Raw genomic sequence first — 22,671 nt, forward strand, 5'->3', positions numbered from 1 at the left:
GTCATTGGCGCGCGATCCGCTGGACCCCAAGGGCCTGATCCGCGAGGCCTACCGCATCGAGGGGATCGGGCCGGGCGAGTGCCGCTCGATCTTTCTCGACTGGGCGCTGTCGCGGCCCGATGACGCCGACACCGAAGACGGCATCGCACAGCTTCTCGCCCGCTACGGCGTGGCGCATCCCGATCACCCGATGACCGCCGTGCTGCGCGAGGGTCTGACCCGGGCCGAGCATCCGCGCCGCCGGGGCGGCTGGCGGTCGCGCCCGCGCGGTACCTGATACCTGACAGCGGCGCAACTTGGCGCTTTCCCGGTCATGGCAAAGCGCGTAATGGGGCGGCATGACACAGCCCGCATATCCCGTGATCCGTCTGCGCCCCAAGGTGCAGGACCGCGCCATCCGCCATGGCGCGCCGTGGGTCTTCGACAACGAGATCGTCACAGACCGCCGGACCAAGGCACTCGCCCCAGGCACCATTGCCGTTCTGGAAGATGCCGAACGCGCGCCGCTCGGGCTCGTCGCCGTCAATCCTACCTCGAAGATCATGGCGCGCATGCTCGACCGCGACCCCGGCGCGCGGATTGACGCGGCCTGGCTGTCGGTGCGCATCAGGCGCGCCCACGCGTTGCGTGCCCGGCTTTACGACGCGCCGTTCTGCCGGCTTGTCCATGCCGAAGCCGACGGCCTGCCCGGCGTGGTGATCGACCGTTTCGACGAGATCGCGGTGATCCAGCCGAACGCCGCCTGGGCCGAGGCGTTGTTGCCCGAGATGACCCGCACCCTATGCGAGGTGACGGGCGTGACGACGGTGCTGAAGAACGCCGGCGGCCGCGCGCGCAGCCTCGAAGGGCTGGACGGCGAAAACGCGGTGCTGGCCGGTACCGCCCCCGACGCGCCCGTGCCCGTGCCGATGAACGGCGCCACGTATCTCGCCGATCTGACGGGCGGGCAGAAGACCGGGCTCTACTTCGATCAACGCCCCAACCACGCCTTCGCCGCAAGACTGGCGCGGGACGCGCGCGTGCTGGATGTGTTCGCCCATGTCGGTGGCTTCTCGCTGGCGGCCTTGGCCGCGGGCGCGCAACATGCCTTGGCGGTCGACAGTTCTGCCCCGGCATTGGAGCTTGCCCGCGACGGGGCGGCCCGGACGGGCGTAGTCAGCCGCCTCGAGACACGCCGCGGCGACGCCTTCGAGGTAATGGAGGCGCTTGCGGCGGAGGGCGCGACCTTCGATCTGGTGATCTGCGATCCGCCCGCCTTCGCGCCAACGAGACCGGCGCTGGAGAAGGGGTTGCGCGCCTATGAACGCGTCGCCCGGCTGGCCGCGGGCCTCGTCGCACCGGGGGGCTACCTGGCGCTGTGCTCGTGCTCGCACGCGGTGGATCTTGCCCGCTTCCGCACCGCCTGCACGCGCGGCATCGGGCGCACGGGGCGCAGCGGGCAGCTGATCCACACGGGCTTTGCCGGCCCCGATCACCCGCTGCATCCCAACCTCGCCGAAAGCGGTTATCTCAAGGCGCTGTTCTACCGGCTATGAAGGTTCTTCTGGATACCTGCGTGATCTATCCGACGGTAATGCGCGAGATGATCCTCGGGGTTGCCGGGTCCGGGGTCTTCACCCCGCTCTGGTCGGACCGGATCATCGCCGAATGGCTGCGTGCGGTGGTGAAGATCGGGCCCGACGCGCAGGCGCAAGCGCGCGGCGAGGCCGCGCTGATGGCGGCGCGATGGCCCGGGGCCTGCACGGCCTATCCGCCCTCGCTCGAGGCGCGGCTGTGGCTGCCCGACGCGGCGGACCGGCATGTTGTGGCGGCGGCGATCGCGGGGTCCGCCGACGGTATCCTGACCCTCAACGCGCGCGACTTTCCGCGTGGCGTTCTGGCCGAGGAAGGGCTGTGGCGCGCCGATCCCGATGGGTTCCTGCACGGTATCTGGCAGGCACAACCCGATCTGGTGGCCCGCGTCGCCGACACAGTCTTGCAAAAGGCGCGGGAACTGTCCGAACACGACTGGGAGATGCGGCCACTGCTAAAGAAGGCGCGGTTGCCGCGTCTGGCCAAGGCGCTCGACCAGGCGTGACACCGCCATACCCTCGGCGGGACACTGCCAATCCGGACGGGCGCGGGCCTTGCGCCTGTTGCGTAGGCCTGTTCGCGTGTTAACATCTCAACATGCTTGGGTAAGGGTCGAGGCAACACCCGGAGGATGTCGATGAAAGAAGAAACCAGTTCGACCATGACACGGCGCCGGCTCCTCGCGCGTCTCGGGCTTGCCAGCGGGATGGCCTATGTCGCACCGGCGATGACGCATCTCGGCGCCGCCCATGCCTCTGGCGCGTCACGCGGATCGCGCGGCTCTGGCATCTCCGGGCGCGGCTACCGGTACGAGAGACGGCGCGGTTCGGGGGTGTCCGGCAGGGGGTCTTATGGGTCCGGGCCGTCGGGGCGCGGGCGCCGTGATCGTGTGCGCGAGGATCGGGTTGTGGACGGTATTCTCAGAACGCTCGACGGGCTCGGCGTGCTGCGCTGAGCCCGCGCCGGAATGAAACGGCTTCTGGCGCCGCTCGCGGCCCTGCGACGACGACGCCTTGACCTCCGCGCGCACCGCCTTGCCTTCCGCGATGTGCCACAGATCCTGTCGCTGATCGACGCCGAAGCGATCGCTCCGGCGCTCGAGACCGTCATGCCCGACTGGGCGCGGCATTCGCCGGACACGCGCGTAGCCACGGACGCGCCCGTCACCCGGATCAGCGGCACGGGGTCGGGGCACTACCTCTTTCAATCGTGGTGGTCGCGCACGCCGCTCAGTGATCTCGGGGTGGCCGGCGCGACCAGTGGCGCCGTGGCTGATCTCGTCCAGAGCTATTGTGACACCCGCCCCGACCTGCTGGCCCTGCATTGCGGGGCGGCACGGATCGGGTCGCATCTCGTGGCGCTGACCGGGCCATACCGGGCCGGCAAGAGCACGCTGGTCGCCCGGCTTGCAGCCGACCCCGATGTCGCGCTGTTCTGTGACGATATCCTGCCCGTGGCCCCTGACGGGGCCGGGATCGCCCTTGGCATTCAGCCGCGCCTGCGGCTGCCGCTGCCGCCCGGAATGCAAGAGGGCGTCCGCGCTGCGCTGATGGAAAGCCTTACTGTTCAGGATCATCGCTATGGCTTCGTCCGCAGTACCGGTCAGGCCCCCTTGGAAACGCGTGTGCCGCTTGACGCGCTGATCGTGCTGCGGCGCGAGCCGGGCAAATCTGCCCGCCTGCACGCGATGGCACCCGCCGATGCGGCGGCGTGTTTGATCCGCCAGAACGTCGCCGACCCGGGCGAGGCCGAGGCGCAGTACGACCGACTGACCGCGCTGGCGAACAGGCTCGTCTGCCTGTGCCTTGTCTATTCGGATCTTGAAGAGGCCGCCGCCTTTGTCCGGCATGCCTGCGCCGGGCCTACGCTGCCTGCCCCGGATGTCGCCATCGCCCCGCCACTTCCCCAGGACGCGACAGAGCCTCCTGTCACCCCCACCGATCTTTCGCGTGTCTTTTGCCGTGACACCGAGGTAAGCGAGCGCGTGATCGGCACCGACACCTTCCTGTGGCAGATGGCGGGGCGCGACTACTTTCGCCTGAATCCGGTCGCGGGCGCGGTCTGGCGCCTGCTGGAGCAGCCCATGCGCGGCCATGCCATCTTGGACACCTTGAACCTGCTGTTCGAGGACACGCCGCGCGACACCATCACCCATGACCTCGCGGCCCTGCTGGGCCAGATGCTGGCGCGCGATCTGGTCCGCGTGACGGATCAGCGCAGCAGTTGCCGCATGCCCTGATCCAGCCCTTCCAGCGTCATCGGCACCATGCGGTCGTCGAAGATCTCGCGGATCATGCCGATCGAATGGGTGTAGTCCCATTCGCGCCGCGGCACCGGGTTGATCCACAGGTGATCGGGCCATTGCGCGCGCGCGCGTTCCAGCCAGACGTGACCGGCCTCTGCGTTCCAGTGCTCGTTGGCGCCGCCGGGATAGGCGATCTCGTAGGGCGACATGCTGGCATCGCCCACGAAGATGCACTTGTAGTCCGAGCCATAGGTGTTGAGCACCTCCGCGGTCGGTGTCTGTGCGTTCCAGCGCCGCGCATTGTCGCGCCACACCCCCTCGTAAAGGCAGTTGTGGAAATAGTAATGCTCCAGATGCTTGAACTCGGCCCGCGCGGCCGAGAACAGCTCTTCGGCCACCCTGATATGCGGGTCCATCGAGCCGCCCACATCGAGAAACAGCAGCACCTTGACCGCGTTGCGCCGTTCGGGGCGGGTCTGCACGTCAAGATAGCCATGCTCGGCGGTGGCGCGGATCGTGCCGTCGAGATCCAGCTCCTCGTTGGCGCCGTCGCGCGCCCATTGGCGCAGGCGTTTCAGCGCCACCTTGATGTTGCGCGTTCCCAGCTCGACACTGTCGTCGAGATTGCGGAACTCGCGCTTGTCCCAGACCTTGACCGCGCGGCGATGGCGGCTTTCCTCCTGCCCGATGCGCACGCCTTCGGGGTTGTAGCCATGCGCGCCGAAGGGCGAGGTGCCGGCGGTGCCGATCCATTTCGAGCCGCCCTGGTGGCGCCCCTCTTGTTCCTTCAGCCGCTCTTTCAATGTTTCCATAAGCTTGTCGAAACCGCCAAGCGACTCGATCTCGGCCTTTTCCTCCGCGCTGAGGTGCTTTTCGGCCATCTTCTCCAGCCAGTCGGCGGGCAGGTCCACCGCTTCGAGCACCTGTTGCGGGTCGATCGCCTCGAGCCCCGAGAAGGTCGCGGCGAAGGCGCGGTCGAAGCGGTCGATCAGGCGTTCGTCCTTCACCATCGCGCTGCGGGCGAGATAGTAGAAGCCGTCGATGTCGTAGATCACCAGATGCGCGCGCATCGCCTCGAGAAAGGTGAGGTATTCGCGCAGTGACACCGGCAGGCCGGTCTTGCGCAGGTTTTCGAAGAACGGCAGGAACATCGCAGGCTAGGTCGTAACGCGGTAGAGGATCAGCGTGGCAAAGAGCGTGCCAAGCGCGAAGAGCAGCGCGAAGACCACGCCGTAGAGCAGGATATCGGGCAGCTTGCCCTTTCGACGCCACGCGATCCACGCCCCGATGATGGCACCCAGAACGGCCCCGATAAGAATGATCATCGTCTACCCTTCCGGTTTGCTTCCCGGTTGCCCGGGCCGCGCGCGCATCGCCGCGACGGGGACCGCCACGCTCAGCCCGAAGCCGTATCGCGCCCATGCCAGACTGTCCAGCCTGACCCGCCGCGCCGCGTCGCCTTGCCCCGTCATCTCGAGCGCATCGGCCTGCAGCATCAGCAGCGTCGCGAGAAGGGCGGCGTTTTCATGGCGTTCCGCGGTTTCGAGATGCGGTTCGATGCGGGCAAGCGCGTCACGGGCACGGCCCTCGGACAGCGTGTCGCTTGCCAGGTGCACGGCGACATGGGCGCGGTGCAGCTCGGTTCCGGGGCTGCGCCTGTAGGCGCGATCCGCGGCGATGAAATGGGCCTGTGCTCTCTCGGGTTCACGGGCCTGCATCAGCTTGCCGACCGCGAAATGGCTGAACCCGAGGCGGTGATCGTCAAGGCCCGCGCCCCGTGCGATGCGTAGCGCGCGGGTCGCGGCCGACCGCCGTGCGGCGGGGCGCGTGCCGGGTCCGAACGCGGTCTGGATCGCCTCGGTCCAGGCGCGCGGCGTGGGCACCTGGTCGCGGGGGGGGATACGCGCGCCCTGCGGGTTGAGGCGGCCAAGGATCGCCGGCAGGCGCGCCGCCACCTCTGCGCGGGTCATGCCCGAGGCCAGTTCCGGCGCGTAATAGGCGCGCAAGATCAGCATGTCGAACCCGGTCAGCACCGCGTGCACGTTATCGTCGTTGAACACGGAGTCGGCGACCCGGTACAGGTCGTTGAGCGGGCCGAGCGCTTGTGCCAGTTCCTCGTGCAGGCAATCGCGCGCCTCTTGCGGGCTGGAATCGCCGGGCACGAAGATCGCGACCCGTTCGCGCCGTGCGATCCGCGTCCAATCTGTCAGGGACAGGGTGCGGGCCTGGCGGTACTCCGCGAGGCGCGAGATGTTGGGCACGACGAAACAGGCCGCATTCGGGACGTGCCGGCGGATCTGCGCGCGCGAGACGACTTCGACGGTGATGTGTGCCTCGCGGCCCGTGACCCGCCGGATGTCGAGCCCCGCCTCGGCCCGCAGGCGGCGGATCAGGCGGTCGAGATCGGCGGCCAGAACGGCGGACGGCGCCCCGGCCAGCCGCACGGTCACCGGCTCCTCGAAGCGCGAGAAGTACGGCAGGGCGCGGCCCGATTCCATCGCGAAGCTGAGATCGAGGAAATCGCGCAGGATGTCGCGGTTGGCGCGCTGCGGCGCCACCGGGCGCGGGGCAGGGAATTGACGCATCGCGGGCAGCGCTACGGAAGCGGAAGCGGCGGCACGCGCAGCGGGATCACCGGTCTTGGGGCGCGGCGCACAGGCCGACAGCACGACGACAAGCGCAAGCAGCGCAGGTCGCAGCCCGGTCAGGCGGCGCGCATGGCCCCGCATCATCATTTCTGGCGCTGACGCCGCGCCATGAACGCGAGGCGCTCGAACAGATGCACGTCCTGCTCGTTCTTCAGAAGCGCGCCATGCAGCTTGGGCAGCGCGTCGGCGCCGTCGCGGCGCAGATCCTCGGGGGCCAGATCTTCCGCGAGGATCAGCTTCAGCCAGTCGAGCACTTCGGAGGTCGAGGGCTTCTTCTTCAGTCCCGGCTGGTCGCGGATCTCGTAGAATTGCGTCAGCGCGGCGGTCAGCAGTGCCTCCTTGATGCCGGGATGATGCACCTCGACGATGCGTTTCAGCGTTTCGGCCTCGGGAAAGCGGATATAGTGAAAGAAACAGCGGCGCAGGAAGGCGTCGGGCAGTTCCTTCTCGTTGTTCGAGGTGATGATGATCACCGGGCGGTGCGCTGCTCGGACCGTCTCGCCGGTCTCGTAGACGTGGAATTCCATCCGGTCGAGTTCCTGCAGCAGGTCGTTGGGAAACTCGATATCCGCCTTGTCGATCTCGTCGATCAGCAGCACCACCTTCTGGTCCGCCTCGAACGCCTCCCACAGCTTGCCGCGGCGGATGTAGTTGCGCACGTCATGCACGCGCTCGTCGCCCAATTGGCTGTCGCGCAGCCGGCTGACGGCGTCATACTCGTAAAGCCCCTGCTGCGCGCGGGTGGTCGACTTGATGCTCCACTCGATCAGGCGCAGCCCGAGCGCCTGTGCCACCTGCCGGGCCAGCTCGGTCTTGCCGGTGCCGGGCTCTCCCTTGACAAGCAGAGGGCGCTCGAGCGTGACGGCGGCGTTGACCGCGACCGCGAGGTCGTCGGTGGTGACATAGGTGTCGGTTCCCTGGAAATTCATGCGCTGCTCGATCCTTTCGCGGCCCGGTCACAAACCAATGCCGGCTACCGTATGGCGTTCGACAATTCACATCAATGCCATGTGTTTGGCTAGTGACAATCCGCCCCGACGGGTATAGATCACGCCGTAGATTGGCTTGGTTGTCGCAGGAGGTAACGATGCCGGATACATGGCGTGACGAGGGGATGGAAATGAAATCGGAAGTGTTCCTGCCCGAGGATTATCGGCCGGCAGAAGACGAGCCATTCATGAACCCACAGCAGCTCGAATACTTTCGGCGCAAGCTGGTCGCGTGGCGCCAGGAACTGCTGGATGGCAGCCGTGAAACCATCGAAGGGCTGCAGGACGGCACGCGGGCCATTCCCGATGTCGCCGACCGCGCCAGCGAGGAAACCGACCGGTCGCTGGAATTGCGTACCCGCGATCGCCAGCGCAAGCTGGTCTCGAAGATCGACGCGGCCCTGCGCCGCATCGAGGAGGGCGAATTCGGATATTGCGAACGCACCGGCGAACCGATCAGCCTCAAACGGCTGGATGCGCGTCCCATCGCCACCATGACCCTCGAGGCGCAGGAACGCCACGAGCGTCGCGAAAGGGTGCACCGCGACGACTGACCCGGATCGGCGCCCGACGCGCCGGATCTACGACATTCGGGTGCACCGGGGGTCAGTCCTCCGGTGTTTTCTTTTCCGAAAGGCGGCCATGGAACTGAAGGCGTTGAAGGTCTGCGTGATCGGGGCCGGCATTGGCGGACTGGCAGTAGCTTGTACGCTCGCGCAGCGCGGGGCCAATGTCAGTGTGCTGGAACAGGCACCCGAGATCGCCGAGGTCGGCGCGGGCCTGCAGATAAGCCCCAACGGATTTGCCGTGCTGCGCGGCCTCGGGCTGGATGACACGCTGCGCGCGAGGGCCATGCAGGCCGCGACCGTCAGCCTGCGTGACTACAAGGGGCCAGAGGTGGTGCGCCTCGACCTGCGCGCGCTTGATGACAGCGAGTATCATTTCGTTCACCGTGCCGACCTGATCGACATCCTCGCCGACGCCGCGCGTGCGGCCGGGGTGCATATCCGGCTTCTGCAGAAGGTGGTCCGGGTCGAGAAGGGCGCGCGGCCTTGCGTGCACCTCGCCAACGGCGCGACGCTCGAGGCCGATCTGGTGATCGGCGCGGACGGGTTGCATTCGGTCGTGCGGCGCGGGCTCAACGCGGACATCACGCCGCTCTTCACCGGCCAGGTGGCGTGGCGCGCGACGGTGCCAAACCCGTGGGATCGCGGCCCGCATGTACAGGTGCATATGGGGCCGATGCGCCACCTGGTCAGCTATCCGCTGCGCGGCGGGACGATGCTCAACCTCGTCGCGGTGCAGGAACGCGCCGCCTGGACCGCCGAAAGCTGGAGCCAGCGCGACGATCCCATGGTCCTGCGCGCAGCCTTCGGGGATTTCGGGGGCGACGCGCGTGCGATGCTCGACGCGGTGGAGGAGGTGAACCTCTGGGGTCTGTTTCGGCATCCGGTGGCGCGGGTCTGGCATGCGGGCGGGGCGGCGATCCTAGGTGACGCGGCGCATCCCATGCTGCCGTTTCTGGCGCAGGGGGCGTCGATGGCGCTCGAGGATGCGTGGGTTCTGGCCGACGCGCTGTCGTCCGAATCCACGGTCGCCGCGGCGCTTGGCCGCTATCAGGCCCGGCGCGAGGGCCGCACGGCAAAGGTCGTAAAGGCAGCCAGCCGCAACGCGTGGAAGTACCACCTGTCCTTTCCGCCGCTCAGATGGGCGGCGCATGCCGCGCTGCGGACGGGCGGACGGTTCGCGCCGGTGCGAATGATGCGGCAATTCGACTGGCTTTACGGCCATGACGTGACGCGGGCGGTTTGAGGCCGAGTCAGGGCACGGAATTTTCGAAAATTCCGGTCAAGAAAATTCCAAGTTTTCTTGGCGCACCGCTCAGGCGTCGATCTCGACCCAGACGGGCACGTGATCCGACGGTTTCTCCCGCCCGCGCACCTCTTTCTCGATGTGACAGTCCGTCATCAGGTCGGCCGCTTGCGGGCTGAGCAGGAAATGGTCGATGCGGATACCGTCATTGCGGTTCCACGCCCCGGCCTGGTAATCCCAGAACGTGTAATGCCCCGGCCCCTGATGCCGGGCGCGGAACGCTTCGGTGAAGCCGAGGTTCAGTATCCGCCGGAACGCCGCGCGGCTGTCGGGCAGGGCGAGGGCATCGTCGCGCCACGCGTCCGGCTTGGCGGCGTCCTCGTCCTGGGGGATGACGTTGTAATCGCCGCCCATCAGCACCGGCTCCTCGCTGGCCAGAAGATCCGCGGCCCGCGCGCGCAGCCGCTTCATCCAGTCCAGCTTGTAGTCGTATTTCGGCCCCGGTGCGGGATTGCCATTCGGCAGGTAGAGACCGCACAGCCGCACCGCGCGCCGCTCGCCCATCACCGTGGCCTCGATCCAGCGGGCCTGTTCGTCGTGCGTGTCGCCGGGCAGGCCGCGGGTGACATCCTCGAGCGGGCGCTTCGACAGGATCGCCACGCCGTTGAAGCCCTTCTGCCCATGCGTCTCGACGTTATATCCGCGGTCCTCGAACGGCTCGCGCGGGACGTTTTCATCGACGGATTTCAGTTCTTGCAGCAGGACAACGTCGGGCTCGGCCGCATCCAGCCAGTCGGTCAGCGCGGCCAGCCGCGCCTTGATGCCGTTGATGTTGAAACTCGCGATTCTCATGCGAGCATCACCATCGGGTTCTCGAGGTTCTCGACGATCCGGGCCAGAAGCTGCGCGCCGAGCGCGCCGTCGATCACCCGGTGATCCACCGACAGCGTCACCGACATCACCGTCGCCACGGTCAGCTCGCCATCATCGCCGACGACCGGTTTCCGCACGCCCGCACCCACGGCAATGATGCCGCCATGCGGCGGGTTGATGACCGCGTCGAAATTCTCGATCCCGAACATGCCGAGATTGGAGATCGCGAAGGTGCCGCCCTGGTATTCATGGGGCGCAAGCTTGCGGTCGCGGGCGCGCCTGGCGAGATCCTTCATCTCCGAGGACAGCGCCGAGAGCGATTTCATCTCGGCATCGCGCAGCACGGGCGTGAAGAGCCCGCCCTCGATCGCCACGGCCACCGCCACGTCCGACGGCTTCAGCTTGAGGATACGGTCGCCGGCCCAGACGGCATTGGCGTCGGGGACATCCTGCAGCGCCAGGGCGCAGGCCTTTATGATGAAATCGTTGACCGACAGCTTCACGCCGCGCGCCTCGAGTCGCGCGTTCAGTTCGGCGCGGAATGTCATCAGCGCGTCGAGGCGGATCTCGCGGCGCAGGTAGAAATGCGGCACGGTCTGCTTGGCCTGCGTGAGCCGCGCGGCGATGGTGCGGCGCATGCCGTCGAGGGTGACCACCTCGTAGTCGCGCCCCTCGTACATGGCCGCGACCGCGTCGGCAGAGGGCCCTGCGGGGGCTGCGGCCATCGCGGGCTCGGCGGACTTTTCGGGCGGCTTTGCGGGCGCGGCGGCGGGCTGCGTTGCCTCGACGTCCGCCTTGACGATTCGGCCATGCGGGCCGGAGCCGGTGATCCGCGTCAGATCGAGGCCCTTCTGGGCGGCGATGCGGCGCGCCAGAGGCGAGGCGAAGATGCGGGTGCCGTCGGCCGTGCACGGGGCGGCCGGGGCGGGCGTGTCGGGGAGCGAGGGCTCGGAAGGCGCGGGCGCGGCCTTCTCGGAGCCCCCTTCGGGGGCCGCCTCGGCGGCCGCGTCGGCCGGCTTCGCGGCCTCCGGCGCGGGCGTCGATGGCGTTTCGATGTCGGAGGCGTCCTCGCCGTCTTCGAGCAGCATGGCGATCGGCGTGTTGACCTTCACGCCCTCGGTGCCCCCGGCGATCAGGATCTTGCCGATTGTGCCTTCGTCCACGGCCTCGAATTCCATCGTCGCCTTGTCGGTCTCGATCTCTGCCAGAAGGTCGCCGGCATTGACGGTATCGCCTTCCTTGACCAGCCATTTCGCCAGCGTGCCCTCTTCCATGGTGGGCGAGAGGGCGGGCATCAGGATCTCTGTCGGCATAGCGTCTCTCCCTCAGCGATAGGTCACTTGGCGCACGGCTCGGGTCACCTCCTCGGTCGAGGTCAGCGCCAGCTTTTCGAGGTTCGCGGCATAGGGCATGGGCACGTCCTTGCCGGTGCAGTTGATCACCGGCGCATCGAGATAATCGAAGGCCTGCTGCATCAGTACCGCCGAGATGTGGTTGCCGATGGCCCCCACGGGCCAGCCTTCCTCGACGGTGACGCAGCGATTGGTCTTTTGCACGCTTTCGATCACCGTGGCGGTGTCCATCGGTCGCAGCGTGCGCAGGTCCACCACCTCGGCCTCGATCCCGTCCTCGGCCAGCGTTTCGGCGGCGTCCAGCGCGTAGGTCATGCCGATGCCGAAGCTGACGATGGTCACGTCGGCCCCTTCGCGCCAGATCTTCGCCTTGCCGAAGGGAATGGTGAAATCGTCGAGCTTCGGCACCTCGAAGCTCTTGCCGTAGAGGATCTCGTTTTCCAGGAAGATCACCGGGTTGGGGTCGCGGATGGCGCCTTTCAGAAGGCCCTTGGCGCAGGCCGCCGAATAGGGCTGAACCACGCGCAGTCCGGGCACATGCGCGTACCACGCCGCGTAATCCTGGCTGTGCTGCGCGGCCACCCGCGCCGCGGCACCGTTGGGGCCGCGAAAGACGATCGGGCTGCCCATCTGGCCGCCGGACATGTAAAGCGTCTTGGCCGCCGAGTTGATGATCTGGTCCATCGCCTGCATCGCGAAGTTCCACGTCATGAATTCCACGACGGGGCGCAACCCGCCCCAGGACGCACCCAGCCCGATGCCGGCGAAGCCGTGTTCGGTGATCGGCGTGTCGATCACCCGCCGCGCGCCGAACTCGTCCAGCAGGTTCTGGGTGATCTTGTAGGCGCCCTCGTATTCCGCGACCTCCTCGCCCATGATGAACACGGTGTCGTCGCGGCGCATCTCTTCGGCCATGGCGGTGTTGAGCGCCTCGCGCACGGTCTTCTGCTCGGTTTCGGTGCCCTCGGGCCAGTCGGGGTCCGCCTGTGACGAAACCCCTATCGCACTTGATGCGGGACCTCCCTGCGATTTCGCTTCGGCCGGGGGGTTGGCGGGCCGGGGCGCCGGCTTCGGGGCGTCGCCTGACTTTGGCGCCTCTATATCGTCTGCGCTCTCGCCCTCGTCGAGCAGCATGGCAATCGGGGTGTTGACCTTCACCCCCGACGTGCCGTTGCCGACGAGGATCTTTCCGATCGTGCCCTCGTCCACGGCCTCGAATTCCATCGTCGCCTTGTCGGTCTCGATCTCGGCCATGATGTCGCCGGCCTTGACGGTGTCGCCTTCGCTGACCAGCCACTTGGCCAGCGTGCCCTCCTCCATCGTCGGCGACAGCGCGGGCATCAGGATCTCGGTGGCCATTCTCGTCTCTCCTCCTCAGGCGTTCTGCGGTGCCGTGTCGGTGATGATGTCGGTCCACAGCTCCTCGACCGCCGGTTCCGGGCTTTCCTTGGCGAAGTCGGCCGCGCCGTTGACGATCTCCTTGATCTCCTTGTCGATCGCCTTGAGATCCTCCTCGGAGGCGTGATCGCCGGAAATCAGCAATTCGCGCACATGCTCGATCGCGTCCTTTTCCTCGCGCATCTTCTGCACCTCTTCGCGGGTGCGGTATTTCGCCGGATCGCTCATCGAATGGCCGCGATAGCGATAGGTCTTGATCTCGAGGATATACGGCCCCTTTCCGGCGCGGCAGTGCTTGACCGCCTTGTCGCCCGCCGCCTTGACGGCGAGCACGTCCATCCCGTCCACCGCCTCGCCGGGGATGCCGAAGGCCTCGCCGCGGGTGTGGATCTCGGGTGACGAGGTCGAGCGTTGCTGCGAGGTGCCCATGGCATACTGGTTGTTCTCGATCACGAAGACCACCGGCAGATCCCAGAGGGCGGCCATGTTGAAGGTCTCGTAGACCTGGCCCTGGTTGGCCGCGCCGTCGCCGAAATACGTGAAGGTCACGCGGTCGTTGCCGAGATACTTGTCGGCGAAGGCCAGCCCCGCGCCAAGCGGGACATTGGCGCCCACGATGCCGTGCCCGCCATAGAACTGCTTCTCGGTCGAGAACATGTGCATCGAGCCACCCTTGCCCTTGGAATAGCCGTCGGCGCGCCCCGTAAGCTCGGCCATCACCCCCCTGGGATCCATGCCGCAGGCCAGCATGTGACCGTGATCGCGGTAGGTGGTGATGCGCTTGTCGCCCTCTTCGGCGGCGGCTTCCAGCCCCACGACGACCGCTTCCTGCCCGATATAGAGATGGCAGAACCCGCCGATCAGCCCCATGCCGTAAAGCTGGCCGGCCTTTTCCTCGAACCGCCGGATGAGCAGCATGTCGCGGTAGTACCGCTTGAGCTCGTCCGCGGACGCCTTGGGTTTCGTTGTGCTTTTGCGGGTCGCCATGGTCGCCCCTCCCTGCTGCGGCATGTCGTTGACCGTCAAGCAAGGTGGTATAGCAATCGCCGCGCCGTTGCGAGGGGGATTTGCCGCGGCGCGGGTGCGGCCTCAGCCTTCGGCGGTGTCCTTCAGCCGGCTTTCGACCAGCATCCCCTCCTCGTCGAGGATCGGATGCGCGACCGAGATCAGATGCGCGCTGACCCGCTTGAGGTCGCGCAGCATGTCGAGATGCAGCGACGAGGTTTGCAGGCTGTCTGTATGGCCCTTGCGCAGCCGCCGGAAATGCCGCTCGGGCGAGCGGCGCTCCATGTGGCGGATGCGCACCTTGGTCTCGATCAGCTGCTTGGCCAGCCCCCGGTCGGGGGTCATGAAGATGGTCTGGGCGATCTTCATGGTGTCCAGCGTCAGGTCGAACAGCGCCTCGAGTTCGCGGTACCCCTCGGCCGAGAACCACAGCCCGAGGCTGATCTTGCGGTCGACCTGCACGGCCAGCCCCTTTTCGATGATGTCGCCGGCATGTTCGAGATTGATGATGTAGTCGAGCACGGTGATCGTGCGGCGCTTGTCGCGTTTCGAGGCCCCTGCGCCAAGCCGCGACAGGTAGAGCTTCACCTCCTGTTGCAGACGGTCTACCCGTTCCTCGAGGCGGGCGATCTCGCGCAGCGCGGCGGGATCGTTGTCGCGAAAGGCGGTCATGATCAGTTGCAGCATCCGCTCGACGGTGTCGCCAAGCTCCAGCGCCTCGCGGCTCGCCCCGGCCAGCGCCACCTCGGGGTGATCGAGCGCCGCCTCGTCCAGCCAGCGGGGCCCGTCGCCGGCCTCGGCGGGCGGATCGGGCACCGCCAGCGGCAGGGCCCGGGCCAGAAGCCCCGCGAGCGGCCAGATCAGCACGGCGAGGGCGAGGTTGAAGGCAAGATGCGCTTCGACGGGAAGGCCGCCGGCAAGCCATGTCACGGCTTCCAGTTCACGTCCGATCATCGCGGCGAAGGGCAGCGCCAGAAGACATCCCAGCCCGCGCACCATGAGGTTGCCGAGGGTCACCCGATGGGCTGCGGGGCTGGCAGCCAGCGTCGCCAGGACCGGCGGGATCGCGCCGCCGAAATTGGCGCCCAGCACCAGCACCACCGCAAGGGCCGGATCCAGACCGCCGGTCAACCCAAGCGACACGATCAGCATGACCATCGCCAGCGATGACGAGAACAGCGCTGCCAGGGCCGCGGACACCGCGAAGGCCACCGGCCACGCATCGCCGAGAAGGCCCAGAAACGCGGTCAGCGCCGCCGAGTCGCGCAGCGGTGCCGTCGCCTGCGTCAGCAAGGTCAGCGACAACAGGACCAGCCCGATACCGATCAGCGCCCGCCCGATCCCTGAGACAACGCGTGGCGTCTGCCGGTAGAGCACGTAGCCCAGAAGCAGCAGCACCGGCGCCAGCGCCTCGATCCCCGCGGTGACGATCAGCGCGGTCAGCGCGGTGCCCAGATTGGCGCCCAGCAAGACGATCTGAGCGCGGCCCTGCGCGATCATGTCCCGCTCGACGAAGCCCGAGGTCATCAGCGCCGTGGCGGTCGAGGATTGCAGCCCGAGCGTGGCGATCATCCCCGACAGGAAGGCGCGCGGCGCGGTGCGCGTGCCGTGGCCGAGCGCCAGTTTCAGCCGCAGCCCGAACGCATCGGTCACCCCGTCCCGCACCAGCCGCAGCGCGAAGAGCAGCAACGCCACCGCACCACCGATCGAGATCAGAACCGCAAGCGACTGCACGCGGACACCATGCCTTTCCGGACCGCCTGATCCGTTCTGTTTGTCATAATTCTGTTACAATCAACCCCCGCCGCGGGCGAAGTCAACCCGAAGGCCAGAGGCCGGCGCACGCGTCAGCGGATCACGATCTCGTCGCTGCGCATCATGCCCAGAACCTCGCGCGCCTGCTGGTCCAGAAGGTCGAGGTCGAGGTAGTCGTCCGACAACCGCTTGGTGAGGTTCTCCATGCGGTCGACATCGGTCTCGATCGTCTCGAGCTGAGCGCGTAAAGCATTCTCCTGCGCCTCGATCTCGGCGCGCCGGAAGAGGCCGTAATCGCCCTGCACGGCGGCAAAGGCGAAATAGCCCCCGAGCAAAACCGCGACGGTATAGAAGATCAGCGCGCCCCAGGGGCGGTTTTGGGCGGTCATGGCGTGCTCTGCTCTGCCTCGCGGTGCCGGTTGGATCCAGCGTATGGGGCAACATTGACACACGCGACGGGTTTTGTGAATTCTCTTTCGCCACAACCTGTCCAGCTTTACAATTGGCGGTGACGGAAAAACGGGGAGCCCTTGATGCCCGACAGCCCGGCCCGCGAGACGCTCGCCACGCATGAGGTGACCAACCAACCCGCCCCGCGCGGTGATCTCGACCTTTGGGGCAGCGACCCGGCATTGCAATGCCATGCCGCGGCGGGCGGCGCGGATGCGGGCCACCTCGCGGAGTACGGCGGGCTGCTCGGCACGCGGGAGATGCGCGAGGCCGGCTGCGCCGCGCGGCGTCATCCCCCGGAACTTCTGGCCTTCGATGCGGGCGGGCGCAGGCTGGATGAGGTGCGGTTTCATCCCGCCTATCACCAGCTTCTGCAGGCCGGGCTTGGTGCGGGCTACGCGGCGCTGCCATGGAAGGGTGGGCCCGGCGGTCACGCCACCCATGCCGCGATGGTCTATCTCACCAGCCAGGTCGAGCCGGGCGTGTGTTGCCCGATGACCATGACCTATGCCGCGGTGCCCGCGCTGCGCGCCGACGCGGGCCTGTCGCAGGCCTGGACGCCCAAGCTGACCGCGCGGGCGCATGATCCGGCGATCCGGCCGCTGGCGCAGAAAAACGCGGCGACGCTCGGCATGGCGATGACGGAAAAACAGGGTGGCTCCGATATTCGCGGCAACGCCACCACGGCGGCGCCCGACGGTGACCTCTACCGGCTGACCGGGCATAAATGGTTCTGCTCGGCGCCGATGTCAGACGGATTCCTGACGCTGGCGCAGACCGACGGTGGGCTCACTTGCTTCCTCGTTCCCCGCTGGCTGGAGGACGGCCGCAACGCCATCGAGATCCAGCGCCTGAAGGACAAGCTGGGCAATCGCGCCAATGCCTCGGCCGAGATCGAGTATCGGGGCGCGCTGGCGCACCGGCTGGGCGAGGAGGGCGCGGGCGTGCGCACGATCATCGAGATGGTGCATCACACCCGGCTCGACACCGCGATGGCGCCGGCGGGGCTGATGCGCGCGGCGCTCGATCATGCCACCTACTGGGTGAGGCACCGCACGGCGTTCCAGAAACGGCTGATCGACCAGCCGCTGATGCGCAGCGTCCTCGCCGATCTGGCGCTCGACTGGGAGGGCACGCTGGCGCTCGGCCTGCATGTCGCGCGCACCTTCGACGGTGACAGCCCGCAGGATCGTGCCTTCGCCCGGCTCGGCGTGGCGCTGGCCAAGTTCCTGGGCAACAAGCTGTGCCCGGGGCTGGTCTACGAGGCGATGGAGGTGATGGGCGGCATGGGCTATGTCGAGGATACCGCGCTGCCGATGCTCTACCGCGAGGCCCCGCTCAATTCGATCTGGGAGGGCGCGGGCAACGTCATCTGCCTCGACATCCTGCGCACCCTGCACCGAGAACCTCTGGCGGCCGAGGCGCTGGAAGCCGAACTTGCGTCCGTGGCGGGGCAGGACCGCGCCTTCGACGCTGCGGTGAAGGCGCACCGGCAGACCTTCCCCGCACTGCCAGAGGAAGCGCAGGCGCGTTGGTATGTCGAAAGCCTCGCCACGCTGCTGACCGGGTCGGTGATGCTGCGGCATGCGCCGGATGCGGTGGCCGCGGCCTATGTCGCGACCCGGCTTGGGGATGCGCGCGGCCGTGTTGCCGGCGCCATCGGCGCGATCGATCCCGCCCCGGTGCTGGCCCGGCTGGGCGGCTGACTCGGGCAACTGCCTTTCTGATAACACATTCCAGAAAACATATATGTTTGATCCAGATCAAGGCTGGCGGTAGATGGGGCCTCTACTGCTAGGGATGCAAAACATAGGTTTTGGACTCACCTTGACGCATCCGGAGGATCCCATGCGCACATACCTGACAGCCGCCGCCCTTGGCCTTGCCACCCTCGCCGCCCCGGCCAGCCACGCACAGGAGGGTCAGACCGCCAACAAGATGGTCACCATCCTGGCGGCCGAAAATCCGCAGACCCAACTCATGTCGATGGTGCTCACGATGCAATCTATGCAGGCCGGCGCCGAGGCTTATGTGCTGCTTTGCGGCCCGGCTGGCGATCTCGCGCTGAAAGAGCCGCCCGAAGCCGCCACCGCCCCGCAGAAACCCAAGGGGATGAGCCCGCAAGGCCTGATGCAGAAGGTCATGGACCAGGGCGCGACGGTCGAGGTCTGCGCGATCTACCTGCCCAACAAGGGGATCGAGGCCGATGCGCTGATCGACGGCGTGACCGCCGCCAAGCCGCCCGCGGTCGCCGCGCGCTTGCTGGCCGAGCGCACGCGGATCATGTCCTTCTGACGACCCCGCCTGACTGCCGACACCGCCGCCCCTAACGGATCATGCGGCGGCGGTGCCCGGATGTGCCGCGACACTACGCATCGCCGGGCGCCGCCCTTGCAACTATCGTCTTACCCGTCGCATTCCCGTGTTTCACGCCCGGGCCCCGCGTGTTATCAGGCCGCCACCATGTCAGGGGAGGGGGTCCCGCAATGAGCCATGAAATCCGTCTTGCCTTCGAGCATCCCGCGGCGCGGGCCTCTGCCACGGCGCCCGATGGTCCGCTGGACCGGATCTCGCTGCGCGATCATGTCGTCTCGGTCGAGATCGGGGCCTTTCAGGCGGAACGCGGCACGACGCAGCGGATCTGCTTCAATGTCGTGGTCGAGGTGCGCCCCATGGCCGACGCGCTCGACGATGATGTCGACCGCATCCTGTCCTACGACCGCGTGACCGAGGCGATTTCGGCGGCGCTGGCCGAGGAACGTCTCAACCTTCTGGAAACGCTGGCCGAACGCATCGCCGAGCGTATCCTCTTCGAGCCGCAGGCGGTGCGCACCTTCGTGCGTATCGAAAAGCTCGACCGCGGCCCCGGCGCGCTTGGCGTCGAGATCGTCCGCTCGGTCGATGACCTGCGCAGCAAACCCGCCAGCCCCAAGCCCGACACCGCGCCGCATCCGCATGTGGTCTTCCTTACCAACGCGGCGGTGCGTTCCGGCAATCTAGGCCGGTGGCTCGACCAGCTGGAGGCGCGGGCAGAGCCGGTGATCCTGTGCGTCGGACGGCCCGACACGCCCGGCCCGGTCACCGGCCACCGCATGACGCAGCGCCGCGTCGACCTGCTGGCGATCGAGCAGAACGCATGGGTTCTTGCGGGGCGCGATGACCGCTGCGTGGTGGTCGCCACGCGAACCGAACTCGACTGGGCGATGAAACACGGCCAGATCAGTGTCTGGGCGCCGTCGAAGATCGTGCTCGACGCGGTGGACGGGCCGACCGTGGGGCCCGACCGGCCGGTCGACCTTGCCGCGTGGTTCGCCGGGCAGATCGAGGCGTCGGACCTGATGCTGATCGGCGAGGGGCCGCCCGCCGCCTGCCGCGTGCCAGTGATCCTGCAGGATATCGCCCGCTCGGGCCTGTGACGCGCGAGACTGCCATGCCCTATTACCGCCCCGTGCCCCGCACCGATCCCGCGCGCCCCGACGGCGCGCTGACCCTCGCCGGGGGCTGGTGCTGGTTCGACCGCGTCGAGGTGCTCGAGCGTGGCGCGCCGCCCCGCCTGATGCCCGCATCCGACCTGCCAGAGCGCGTCGCGGCACGCCTGACAGCGCCGCGCGACGCGGTCGCCGGGGTAGGGATGGGCGCGCCGCGGATCATGGGCATCCTCAACGTGACGCCCGACAGCTTCTCGGATGGCGGAGAGCATGTCGACCCCGCGCGCGCGCTCGCCCACGCCCATGCGATGACCGGGGCCGGCGCGGCGATCCTCGACGTGGGCGGCGAATCCACCCGGCCTGGTGCGGCCGCGGTAAGCACCGAAACCGAGATCGCGCGCACCGCCCCGGTGATCGCCGCCATCCATGCCGAGATCGCGGCACCCATCTCGATCGACACGCGCAAGACAGAGGTGGCGCGCGCCGCGGCGCGCGCCGGCGCGGCGCTGGTCAACGACGTGTCGGGTTTCACCTTCGACGCGGATCTTGCCCCCTTCGCCTCGGAACACGCGCTGCCGGTCTGCGTGATGCATGCGCAAGGATCGCCCGAGACCATGCAGGCCGATCCGCGCTACGATGACGTCCTGCTCGATGTCTATGACTGGCTGGCGCTGCGGGTCGCGGCTCTGATCGCGCTCGGCATCCCGCATGGGGCCATCATCGTCGATCCCGGCATCGGGTTCGGCAAGACCCAAGCACACAACCTGCGCCTTCTGCGCAACCTGTCGCTGTTTCACGGGCTGGGCTGCCCGATCCTGCTGGGCGCGTCGCGCAAGCGCTTCATCGGCGATATCAGCCGCACCCCCGAGGCCCGCGACCGCGTGCCCGGCTCGCTCTCGGTGGCGCTTGGCGCGGTGGGGCAGGGCGTGCAGATCCTGCGCGTGCATGACGTGGCCGAGACCCGCGCGGCGCTGGATCTGTGGCAGGCGGTGCACGGCGCCGCCTGATCCCGCTCAGCCGCGCAGGAACACCCGGCGCAGCGCGCGCCACTGGCTGAGCGCGACGCCACCCAGGATCAGCGTCATCCCCGCCAGCAGGCTGGGCGGCAGCGGTTCGGCCAGGATCAGCCCGCCCAGCACCACCGACCAGACCGGCACCATGTAGTTGACCAGCCCGAAAAAGCTGGGCCCGGCCTCGCTGTTGACCTGCACCAGCAGGATCTGCGCGACCCCCGTGGGCAGGACGCCGAGGTAAAGCAGCGCCAGAAACCCTTGCAGGCTCAGGCCCGTCGGCACGCCCTCGACGATCAGCGCGACCGGCGTGATGATCAGCGCGCCGATGGTCATCACCGTCGCCGCCAGTGCCAGCCGGTCCACATCGGGGCACAGCCGCGTGGCGATGGTGCCCATGGCATAGCAGACCGCCACGCCGAGGCATGCCAGCCGCGCGAGATCCTCGAAATCCTCGCCGGTGGCGGCAAACGCCTCGGGGCCAATCAGCACGACGACGCCCACGGTGCCCAGCACGAACCCCACCAGCTTGCGCAGGCTCATCCGCTCGCCGGGGACCAGTAGATGCGCCAGCGGCAGGATGATCAGCGGCACGGCGGCCATGCAGACCCCGGCAAAGCCCGAGGCGACCGATTGCTGCGCCCAGCCCAGAAGCGAGAACGGCACGACATTCGAGAACACCCCCATGAACAGCGCGAATCCCCAGATCCGGCGGCCGACGGGCTGCCGCGGATCGGGCAGGGTACGGCCCTTTGCATGTAGCAGCCCCAGCAGGAACAGCGCCCCGAGCGTGATCCGGCTCGCAGCGACGACAAATGGCCCCACGTCCCGAAGGGCCATGGTGATGAACATGAACGACGCGCCCCAGATGAGGCCGAGCGCGCATATCCGCAGCCAGTTGATGGCGGAGATATCCTGCATGGTCTGCTTTCATTCAAGGCAAAGGGCGCCCGCATGCGGGGCGCCCCTTTTCGACACGGTATCGATCTGGATCAGTTCTTGTCTTTGTCCACCATCTTGCCGGCGCTGATCCACGGCATCATGCCGCGCAGCTTTTCGCCGACCGCCTCGATCTGGTGCGCGTCGTTGAGGCGCCGCGTGCCCTTGAAGAACGGCTGCCCGACGGCGTTTTCCAGCATGAAGTTGCGCACGAACGCGCCGCTCTGGATGTCGTTCAGGATCGCCTTCATCTCCTTCTTGGTCTGCTCGTAGGGCAGCACGCGGGGGCCCGAGACGTATTCACCATACTCGGCGGTGTTCGAGATCGAGTAGTTCATGTTGGCGATGCCTCCCTCGTAGATCAGGTCGACGATCAGCTTGACCTCGTGCAGACACTCGAAATAGGCCATCTCGGGCTCGTAGCCGGCCTCGACCAGCGTCTCGAAGCCCATGCGGATCAGCTCCACCAGGCCGCCGCAAAGCACCGCCTGCTCGCCGAAGAGATCGGTCTCGCATTCCTCGCGGAAGCTCGTCTCGATGATGCCCGAGCGCCCGCCGCCGATGGCCGCGCAATAGGACAGGCCCAGTTCCAGCGCCTTGCCCGAGGCGTCGGTGTCGACCGCGACAAGGCACGGCACGCCGCCGCCCTTGGCGAACTCACCGCGCACGGTGTGGCCGGGGCCCTTGGGCGCCATCATGATGACATCGACGCCCTCTTTCGGCTCGATCAGCCCGAAATGGATGTTGAGCCCGTGGGCAAAGGCGATCGCGGCCCCCGGCTTGATGTTGTCATGCACGTATTTGCGGTAGGTGTCGCCCTGCAGCTCGTCGGGCATGGTGAACATCATCAGGTCGCACCACGCGGCGGCCTCGCTGATGCCCATCACGCTGAGGCCCTCGCCTTTGGCCTTTTTCGCCGAGCCCGAGCCCTCGCGCAGCGCCACGACCACGTTCTTGGCGCCCGAATCGCGCAGGTTCAGCGCATGGGCATGGCCCTGGCTGCCATAGCCGAGGATGGCTACCTTCTTGTCCTTGATGAGATTGATATCGCAGTCGCGATCGTAATAGACGCGCATGGCGGCCTCCTTTGGCTTGATTGCATGCACAAAGGCTAGAGGCCCGAGCCGAAAATCATGCGTGTGATTTCGCGTGTCATCGGCGTTTTTGTTGAGTATTTATTCGAAAGATGAAGACG

General features: G+C 67.4%; 23 protein-coding genes. 11 read left to right on the forward strand and 12 right to left on the reverse strand.

Annotation, left to right across the window (positions count from 1 at the left end):
- Positions 1–4: 4 nt before the first annotated feature.
- The 5 genes from V8324_RS02430 to V8324_RS02450 all read left to right on the forward strand — a co-directional run bounded on the left by V8324_RS02430 (position 5) and on the right by V8324_RS02450 (position 3,811).
- Positions 5–277, forward strand: coding sequence for a hypothetical protein (locus V8324_RS02430; protein WP_336418319.1), 273 nt, complete (start codon positions 5–7; stop codon positions 275–277).
- Positions 278–338: 61 nt separating this feature from the next.
- Entirely contained in the window at positions 339–1,535 is a 1,197-nt protein-coding gene (locus V8324_RS02435; RefSeq protein WP_336418320.1) for an RSP_2647 family RNA methyltransferase, read from the forward strand.
- Positions 1,532–2,077 carry an RSP_2648 family PIN domain-containing protein gene (locus V8324_RS02440; protein ID WP_336418321.1) on the forward strand — a complete coding sequence of 182 codons (546 nt, stop codon included), beginning with the start codon at positions 1,532–1,534 and terminating at the stop codon, positions 2,075–2,077. The genes V8324_RS02435 and V8324_RS02440 overlap by 4 nt, the downstream gene beginning before the upstream one ends.
- 132 nt (positions 2,078–2,209) lie before the next feature.
- Positions 2,210–2,527 (forward strand): hypothetical protein, encoded by a 318-nt coding sequence (locus V8324_RS02445; protein WP_336418322.1) that lies wholly within the window; start codon positions 2,210–2,212, stop codon positions 2,525–2,527.
- 12 nt (positions 2,528–2,539) lie between these two features.
- Positions 2,540–3,811, forward strand: coding sequence for a PqqD family protein (locus tag V8324_RS02450; RefSeq protein WP_336418323.1), 1,272 nt, complete (start codon positions 2,540–2,542; stop codon positions 3,809–3,811).
- Here V8324_RS02450 and V8324_RS02455 read toward each other — a convergent pair.
- Genes V8324_RS02455 through V8324_RS02470 form a run of 4 tightly spaced genes read right to left on the reverse strand, consistent with a single transcriptional unit; the run spans position 3,784 to position 7,394 of the window.
- Positions 3,784–4,968, reverse strand: a complete 1,185-nt coding sequence (locus V8324_RS02455; protein ID WP_336418324.1) for a vWA domain-containing protein — start codon at positions 4,966–4,968, stop codon at positions 3,784–3,786. The two genes, V8324_RS02450 and V8324_RS02455, sit on opposite strands and share 28 nt — an antisense overlap.
- A gap of 6 nt (positions 4,969–4,974) precedes the next feature.
- A complete protein-coding gene (locus tag V8324_RS02460; protein WP_336418325.1) occupies positions 4,975–5,142 on the reverse strand; it encodes a hypothetical protein in 168 nt (55 codons plus the stop codon).
- Between the two features lie 3 nt (positions 5,143–5,145).
- On the reverse strand, positions 5,146–6,549 hold the full coding sequence (locus tag V8324_RS02465; protein WP_442970451.1) for a DUF2927 domain-containing protein: 1,404 nt from the start codon (positions 6,547–6,549) through the stop codon (positions 5,146–5,148).
- Positions 6,549–7,394 (reverse strand): AAA family ATPase, encoded by an 846-nt coding sequence (locus tag V8324_RS02470; protein ID WP_336418327.1) that lies wholly within the window; start codon positions 7,392–7,394, stop codon positions 6,549–6,551. Before V8324_RS02470 ends, V8324_RS02465 begins: the two co-directional genes overlap by 1 nt.
- A 191-nt stretch (positions 7,395–7,585) precedes the next feature.
- Here V8324_RS02470 and dksA point away from each other — a divergent pair, with 191 nt between their 5' ends.
- Both dksA and V8324_RS02480 read left to right on the forward strand, forming a co-directional pair.
- Positions 7,586–8,008: an RNA polymerase-binding protein DksA gene (gene dksA, locus V8324_RS02475; protein ID WP_336418410.1), complete on the forward strand. Its 423-nt coding sequence runs from the start codon at positions 7,586–7,588 to the stop codon at positions 8,006–8,008.
- Positions 8,009–8,096: 88 nt separating this feature from the next.
- A complete protein-coding gene (locus V8324_RS02480; RefSeq protein ID WP_336418328.1) occupies positions 8,097–9,266 on the forward strand; it encodes an FAD-dependent oxidoreductase in 1,170 nt (389 codons plus the stop codon).
- A 69-nt stretch (positions 9,267–9,335) separates the two neighbouring features.
- On the opposite strand, the gene xth is transcribed toward V8324_RS02480, so the two are convergent.
- The 6 genes from xth to V8324_RS02510 all read right to left on the reverse strand — a co-directional run bounded on the left by xth (position 9,336) and on the right by V8324_RS02510 (position 16,038).
- Positions 9,336–10,118 carry an exodeoxyribonuclease III gene (gene xth / locus V8324_RS02485; protein ID WP_336418329.1) on the reverse strand — a complete coding sequence of 261 codons (783 nt, stop codon included), beginning with the start codon at positions 10,116–10,118 and terminating at the stop codon, positions 9,336–9,338.
- On the reverse strand, positions 10,115–11,452 hold the full coding sequence (locus V8324_RS02490) for a pyruvate dehydrogenase complex dihydrolipoamide acetyltransferase (protein ID WP_336418330.1): 1,338 nt from the start codon (positions 11,450–11,452) through the stop codon (positions 10,115–10,117). The genes xth and V8324_RS02490 overlap by 4 nt, the downstream gene beginning before the upstream one ends.
- A 12-nt stretch (positions 11,453–11,464) precedes the next feature.
- Positions 11,465–12,850, reverse strand: a complete 1,386-nt coding sequence (locus V8324_RS02495) for a pyruvate dehydrogenase complex E1 component subunit beta (RefSeq protein ID WP_336418331.1) — start codon at positions 12,848–12,850, stop codon at positions 11,465–11,467.
- A 15-nt stretch (positions 12,851–12,865) separates the two neighbouring features.
- Positions 12,866–13,876, reverse strand: coding sequence for a pyruvate dehydrogenase (acetyl-transferring) E1 component subunit alpha (gene pdhA, locus V8324_RS02500; RefSeq protein ID WP_336418332.1), 1,011 nt, complete (start codon positions 13,874–13,876; stop codon positions 12,866–12,868).
- A gap of 102 nt (positions 13,877–13,978) precedes the next feature.
- Entirely contained in the window at positions 13,979–15,628 is a 1,650-nt protein-coding gene (locus V8324_RS02505) for a Na/Pi cotransporter family protein (protein WP_336418333.1), read from the reverse strand.
- A 113-nt stretch (positions 15,629–15,741) separates the two neighbouring features.
- Positions 15,742–16,038, reverse strand: a complete 297-nt coding sequence (locus tag V8324_RS02510; protein WP_336418334.1) for an FtsB family cell division protein — start codon at positions 16,036–16,038, stop codon at positions 15,742–15,744.
- A 144-nt stretch (positions 16,039–16,182) separates the two neighbouring features.
- Here V8324_RS02510 and V8324_RS02515 point away from each other — a divergent pair, with 144 nt between their 5' ends.
- From V8324_RS02515 to folP, 4 genes are all read left to right on the forward strand, one after another.
- Positions 16,183–17,805, forward strand: a complete 1,623-nt coding sequence (locus tag V8324_RS02515; RefSeq protein WP_336418335.1) for an acyl-CoA dehydrogenase family protein — start codon at positions 16,183–16,185, stop codon at positions 17,803–17,805.
- Between the two features lie 142 nt (positions 17,806–17,947).
- The gene (locus V8324_RS02520; RefSeq protein ID WP_336418336.1) at positions 17,948–18,394 is read left to right on the forward strand and encodes a hypothetical protein; all 447 of its coding nucleotides are present in this window, start codon (positions 17,948–17,950) and stop codon (positions 18,392–18,394) included.
- A 191-nt stretch (positions 18,395–18,585) separates the two neighbouring features.
- Entirely contained in the window at positions 18,586–19,515 is a 930-nt protein-coding gene (locus V8324_RS02525) for a dihydroneopterin aldolase (protein WP_336418337.1), read from the forward strand.
- Positions 19,516–19,529: 14 nt separating this feature from the next.
- Positions 19,530–20,534 carry a dihydropteroate synthase gene (gene folP, locus V8324_RS02530; protein WP_336418338.1) on the forward strand — a complete coding sequence of 335 codons (1,005 nt, stop codon included), beginning with the start codon at positions 19,530–19,532 and terminating at the stop codon, positions 20,532–20,534.
- Positions 20,535–20,540: 6 nt separating this feature from the next.
- Here folP and V8324_RS02535 read toward each other — a convergent pair whose 3' ends face one another.
- Together V8324_RS02535 and ilvC are read right to left on the reverse strand one after the other, a co-directional pair.
- Positions 20,541–21,458, reverse strand: a complete 918-nt coding sequence (locus V8324_RS02535; RefSeq protein ID WP_336418339.1) for a DMT family transporter — start codon at positions 21,456–21,458, stop codon at positions 20,541–20,543.
- A gap of 71 nt (positions 21,459–21,529) precedes the next feature.
- Positions 21,530–22,552, reverse strand: a complete 1,023-nt coding sequence (gene ilvC / locus V8324_RS02540) for a ketol-acid reductoisomerase (RefSeq protein ID WP_336418340.1) — start codon at positions 22,550–22,552, stop codon at positions 21,530–21,532.
- Between the last annotated feature and the right edge of the window lie 119 nt (positions 22,553–22,671).

Source organism: Roseovarius sp. D22-M7 (assembly GCF_037083785.1).
Taxonomy (GTDB): domain Bacteria; phylum Pseudomonadota; class Alphaproteobacteria; order Rhodobacterales; family Rhodobacteraceae; genus Roseovarius.

Coding starts and splice junctions, on each gene's coding strand:
- V8324_RS02435 (WP_336418320.1), top strand. CDS start 339: ATGACACAGCCCGCATATCCCGTGATCCGTCTGCGCCCCAAGGTGCAG.
- V8324_RS02440 (WP_336418321.1), top strand. CDS start 1,532: ATGAAGGTTCTTCTGGATACCTGCGTGATCTATCCGACGGTAATGCGC.
- V8324_RS02445 (WP_336418322.1), top strand. CDS start 2,210: ATGAAAGAAGAAACCAGTTCGACCATGACACGGCGCCGGCTCCTCGCG.
- V8324_RS02450 (WP_336418323.1), top strand. CDS start 2,540: ATGAAACGGCTTCTGGCGCCGCTCGCGGCCCTGCGACGACGACGCCTT.
- V8324_RS02455 (WP_336418324.1), bottom strand. CDS start 4,968: ATGTTCCTGCCGTTCTTCGAAAACCTGCGCAAGACCGGCCTGCCGGTG.
- V8324_RS02460 (WP_336418325.1), bottom strand. CDS start 5,142: ATGATCATTCTTATCGGGGCCGTTCTGGGTGCCATCATCGGGGCGTGG.
- V8324_RS02465 (WP_442970451.1), bottom strand. CDS start 6,549: ATGATGCGGGGCCATGCGCGCCGCCTGACCGGGCTGCGACCTGCGCTG.
- V8324_RS02470 (WP_336418327.1), bottom strand. CDS start 7,394: ATGAATTTCCAGGGAACCGACACCTATGTCACCACCGACGACCTCGCG.
- dksA (WP_336418410.1), top strand. CDS start 7,586: ATGAAATCGGAAGTGTTCCTGCCCGAGGATTATCGGCCGGCAGAAGAC.
- V8324_RS02480 (WP_336418328.1), top strand. CDS start 8,097: ATGGAACTGAAGGCGTTGAAGGTCTGCGTGATCGGGGCCGGCATTGGC.
- xth (WP_336418329.1), bottom strand. CDS start 10,118: ATGAGAATCGCGAGTTTCAACATCAACGGCATCAAGGCGCGGCTGGCC.
- V8324_RS02490 (WP_336418330.1), bottom strand. CDS start 11,452: ATGCCGACAGAGATCCTGATGCCCGCCCTCTCGCCCACCATGGAAGAG.
- V8324_RS02495 (WP_336418331.1), bottom strand. CDS start 12,850: ATGGCCACCGAGATCCTGATGCCCGCGCTGTCGCCGACGATGGAGGAG.
- pdhA (WP_336418332.1), bottom strand. CDS start 13,876: ATGGCGACCCGCAAAAGCACAACGAAACCCAAGGCGTCCGCGGACGAG.
- V8324_RS02510 (WP_336418334.1), bottom strand. CDS start 16,038: ATGACCGCCCAAAACCGCCCCTGGGGCGCGCTGATCTTCTATACCGTC.
- V8324_RS02515 (WP_336418335.1), top strand. CDS start 16,183: ATGCCCGACAGCCCGGCCCGCGAGACGCTCGCCACGCATGAGGTGACC.
- V8324_RS02520 (WP_336418336.1), top strand. CDS start 17,948: ATGCGCACATACCTGACAGCCGCCGCCCTTGGCCTTGCCACCCTCGCC.
- V8324_RS02525 (WP_336418337.1), top strand. CDS start 18,586: ATGAGCCATGAAATCCGTCTTGCCTTCGAGCATCCCGCGGCGCGGGCC.
- folP (WP_336418338.1), top strand. CDS start 19,530: ATGCCCTATTACCGCCCCGTGCCCCGCACCGATCCCGCGCGCCCCGAC.
- V8324_RS02535 (WP_336418339.1), bottom strand. CDS start 21,458: ATGCAGGATATCTCCGCCATCAACTGGCTGCGGATATGCGCGCTCGGC.
- ilvC (WP_336418340.1), bottom strand. CDS start 22,552: ATGCGCGTCTATTACGATCGCGACTGCGATATCAATCTCATCAAGGAC.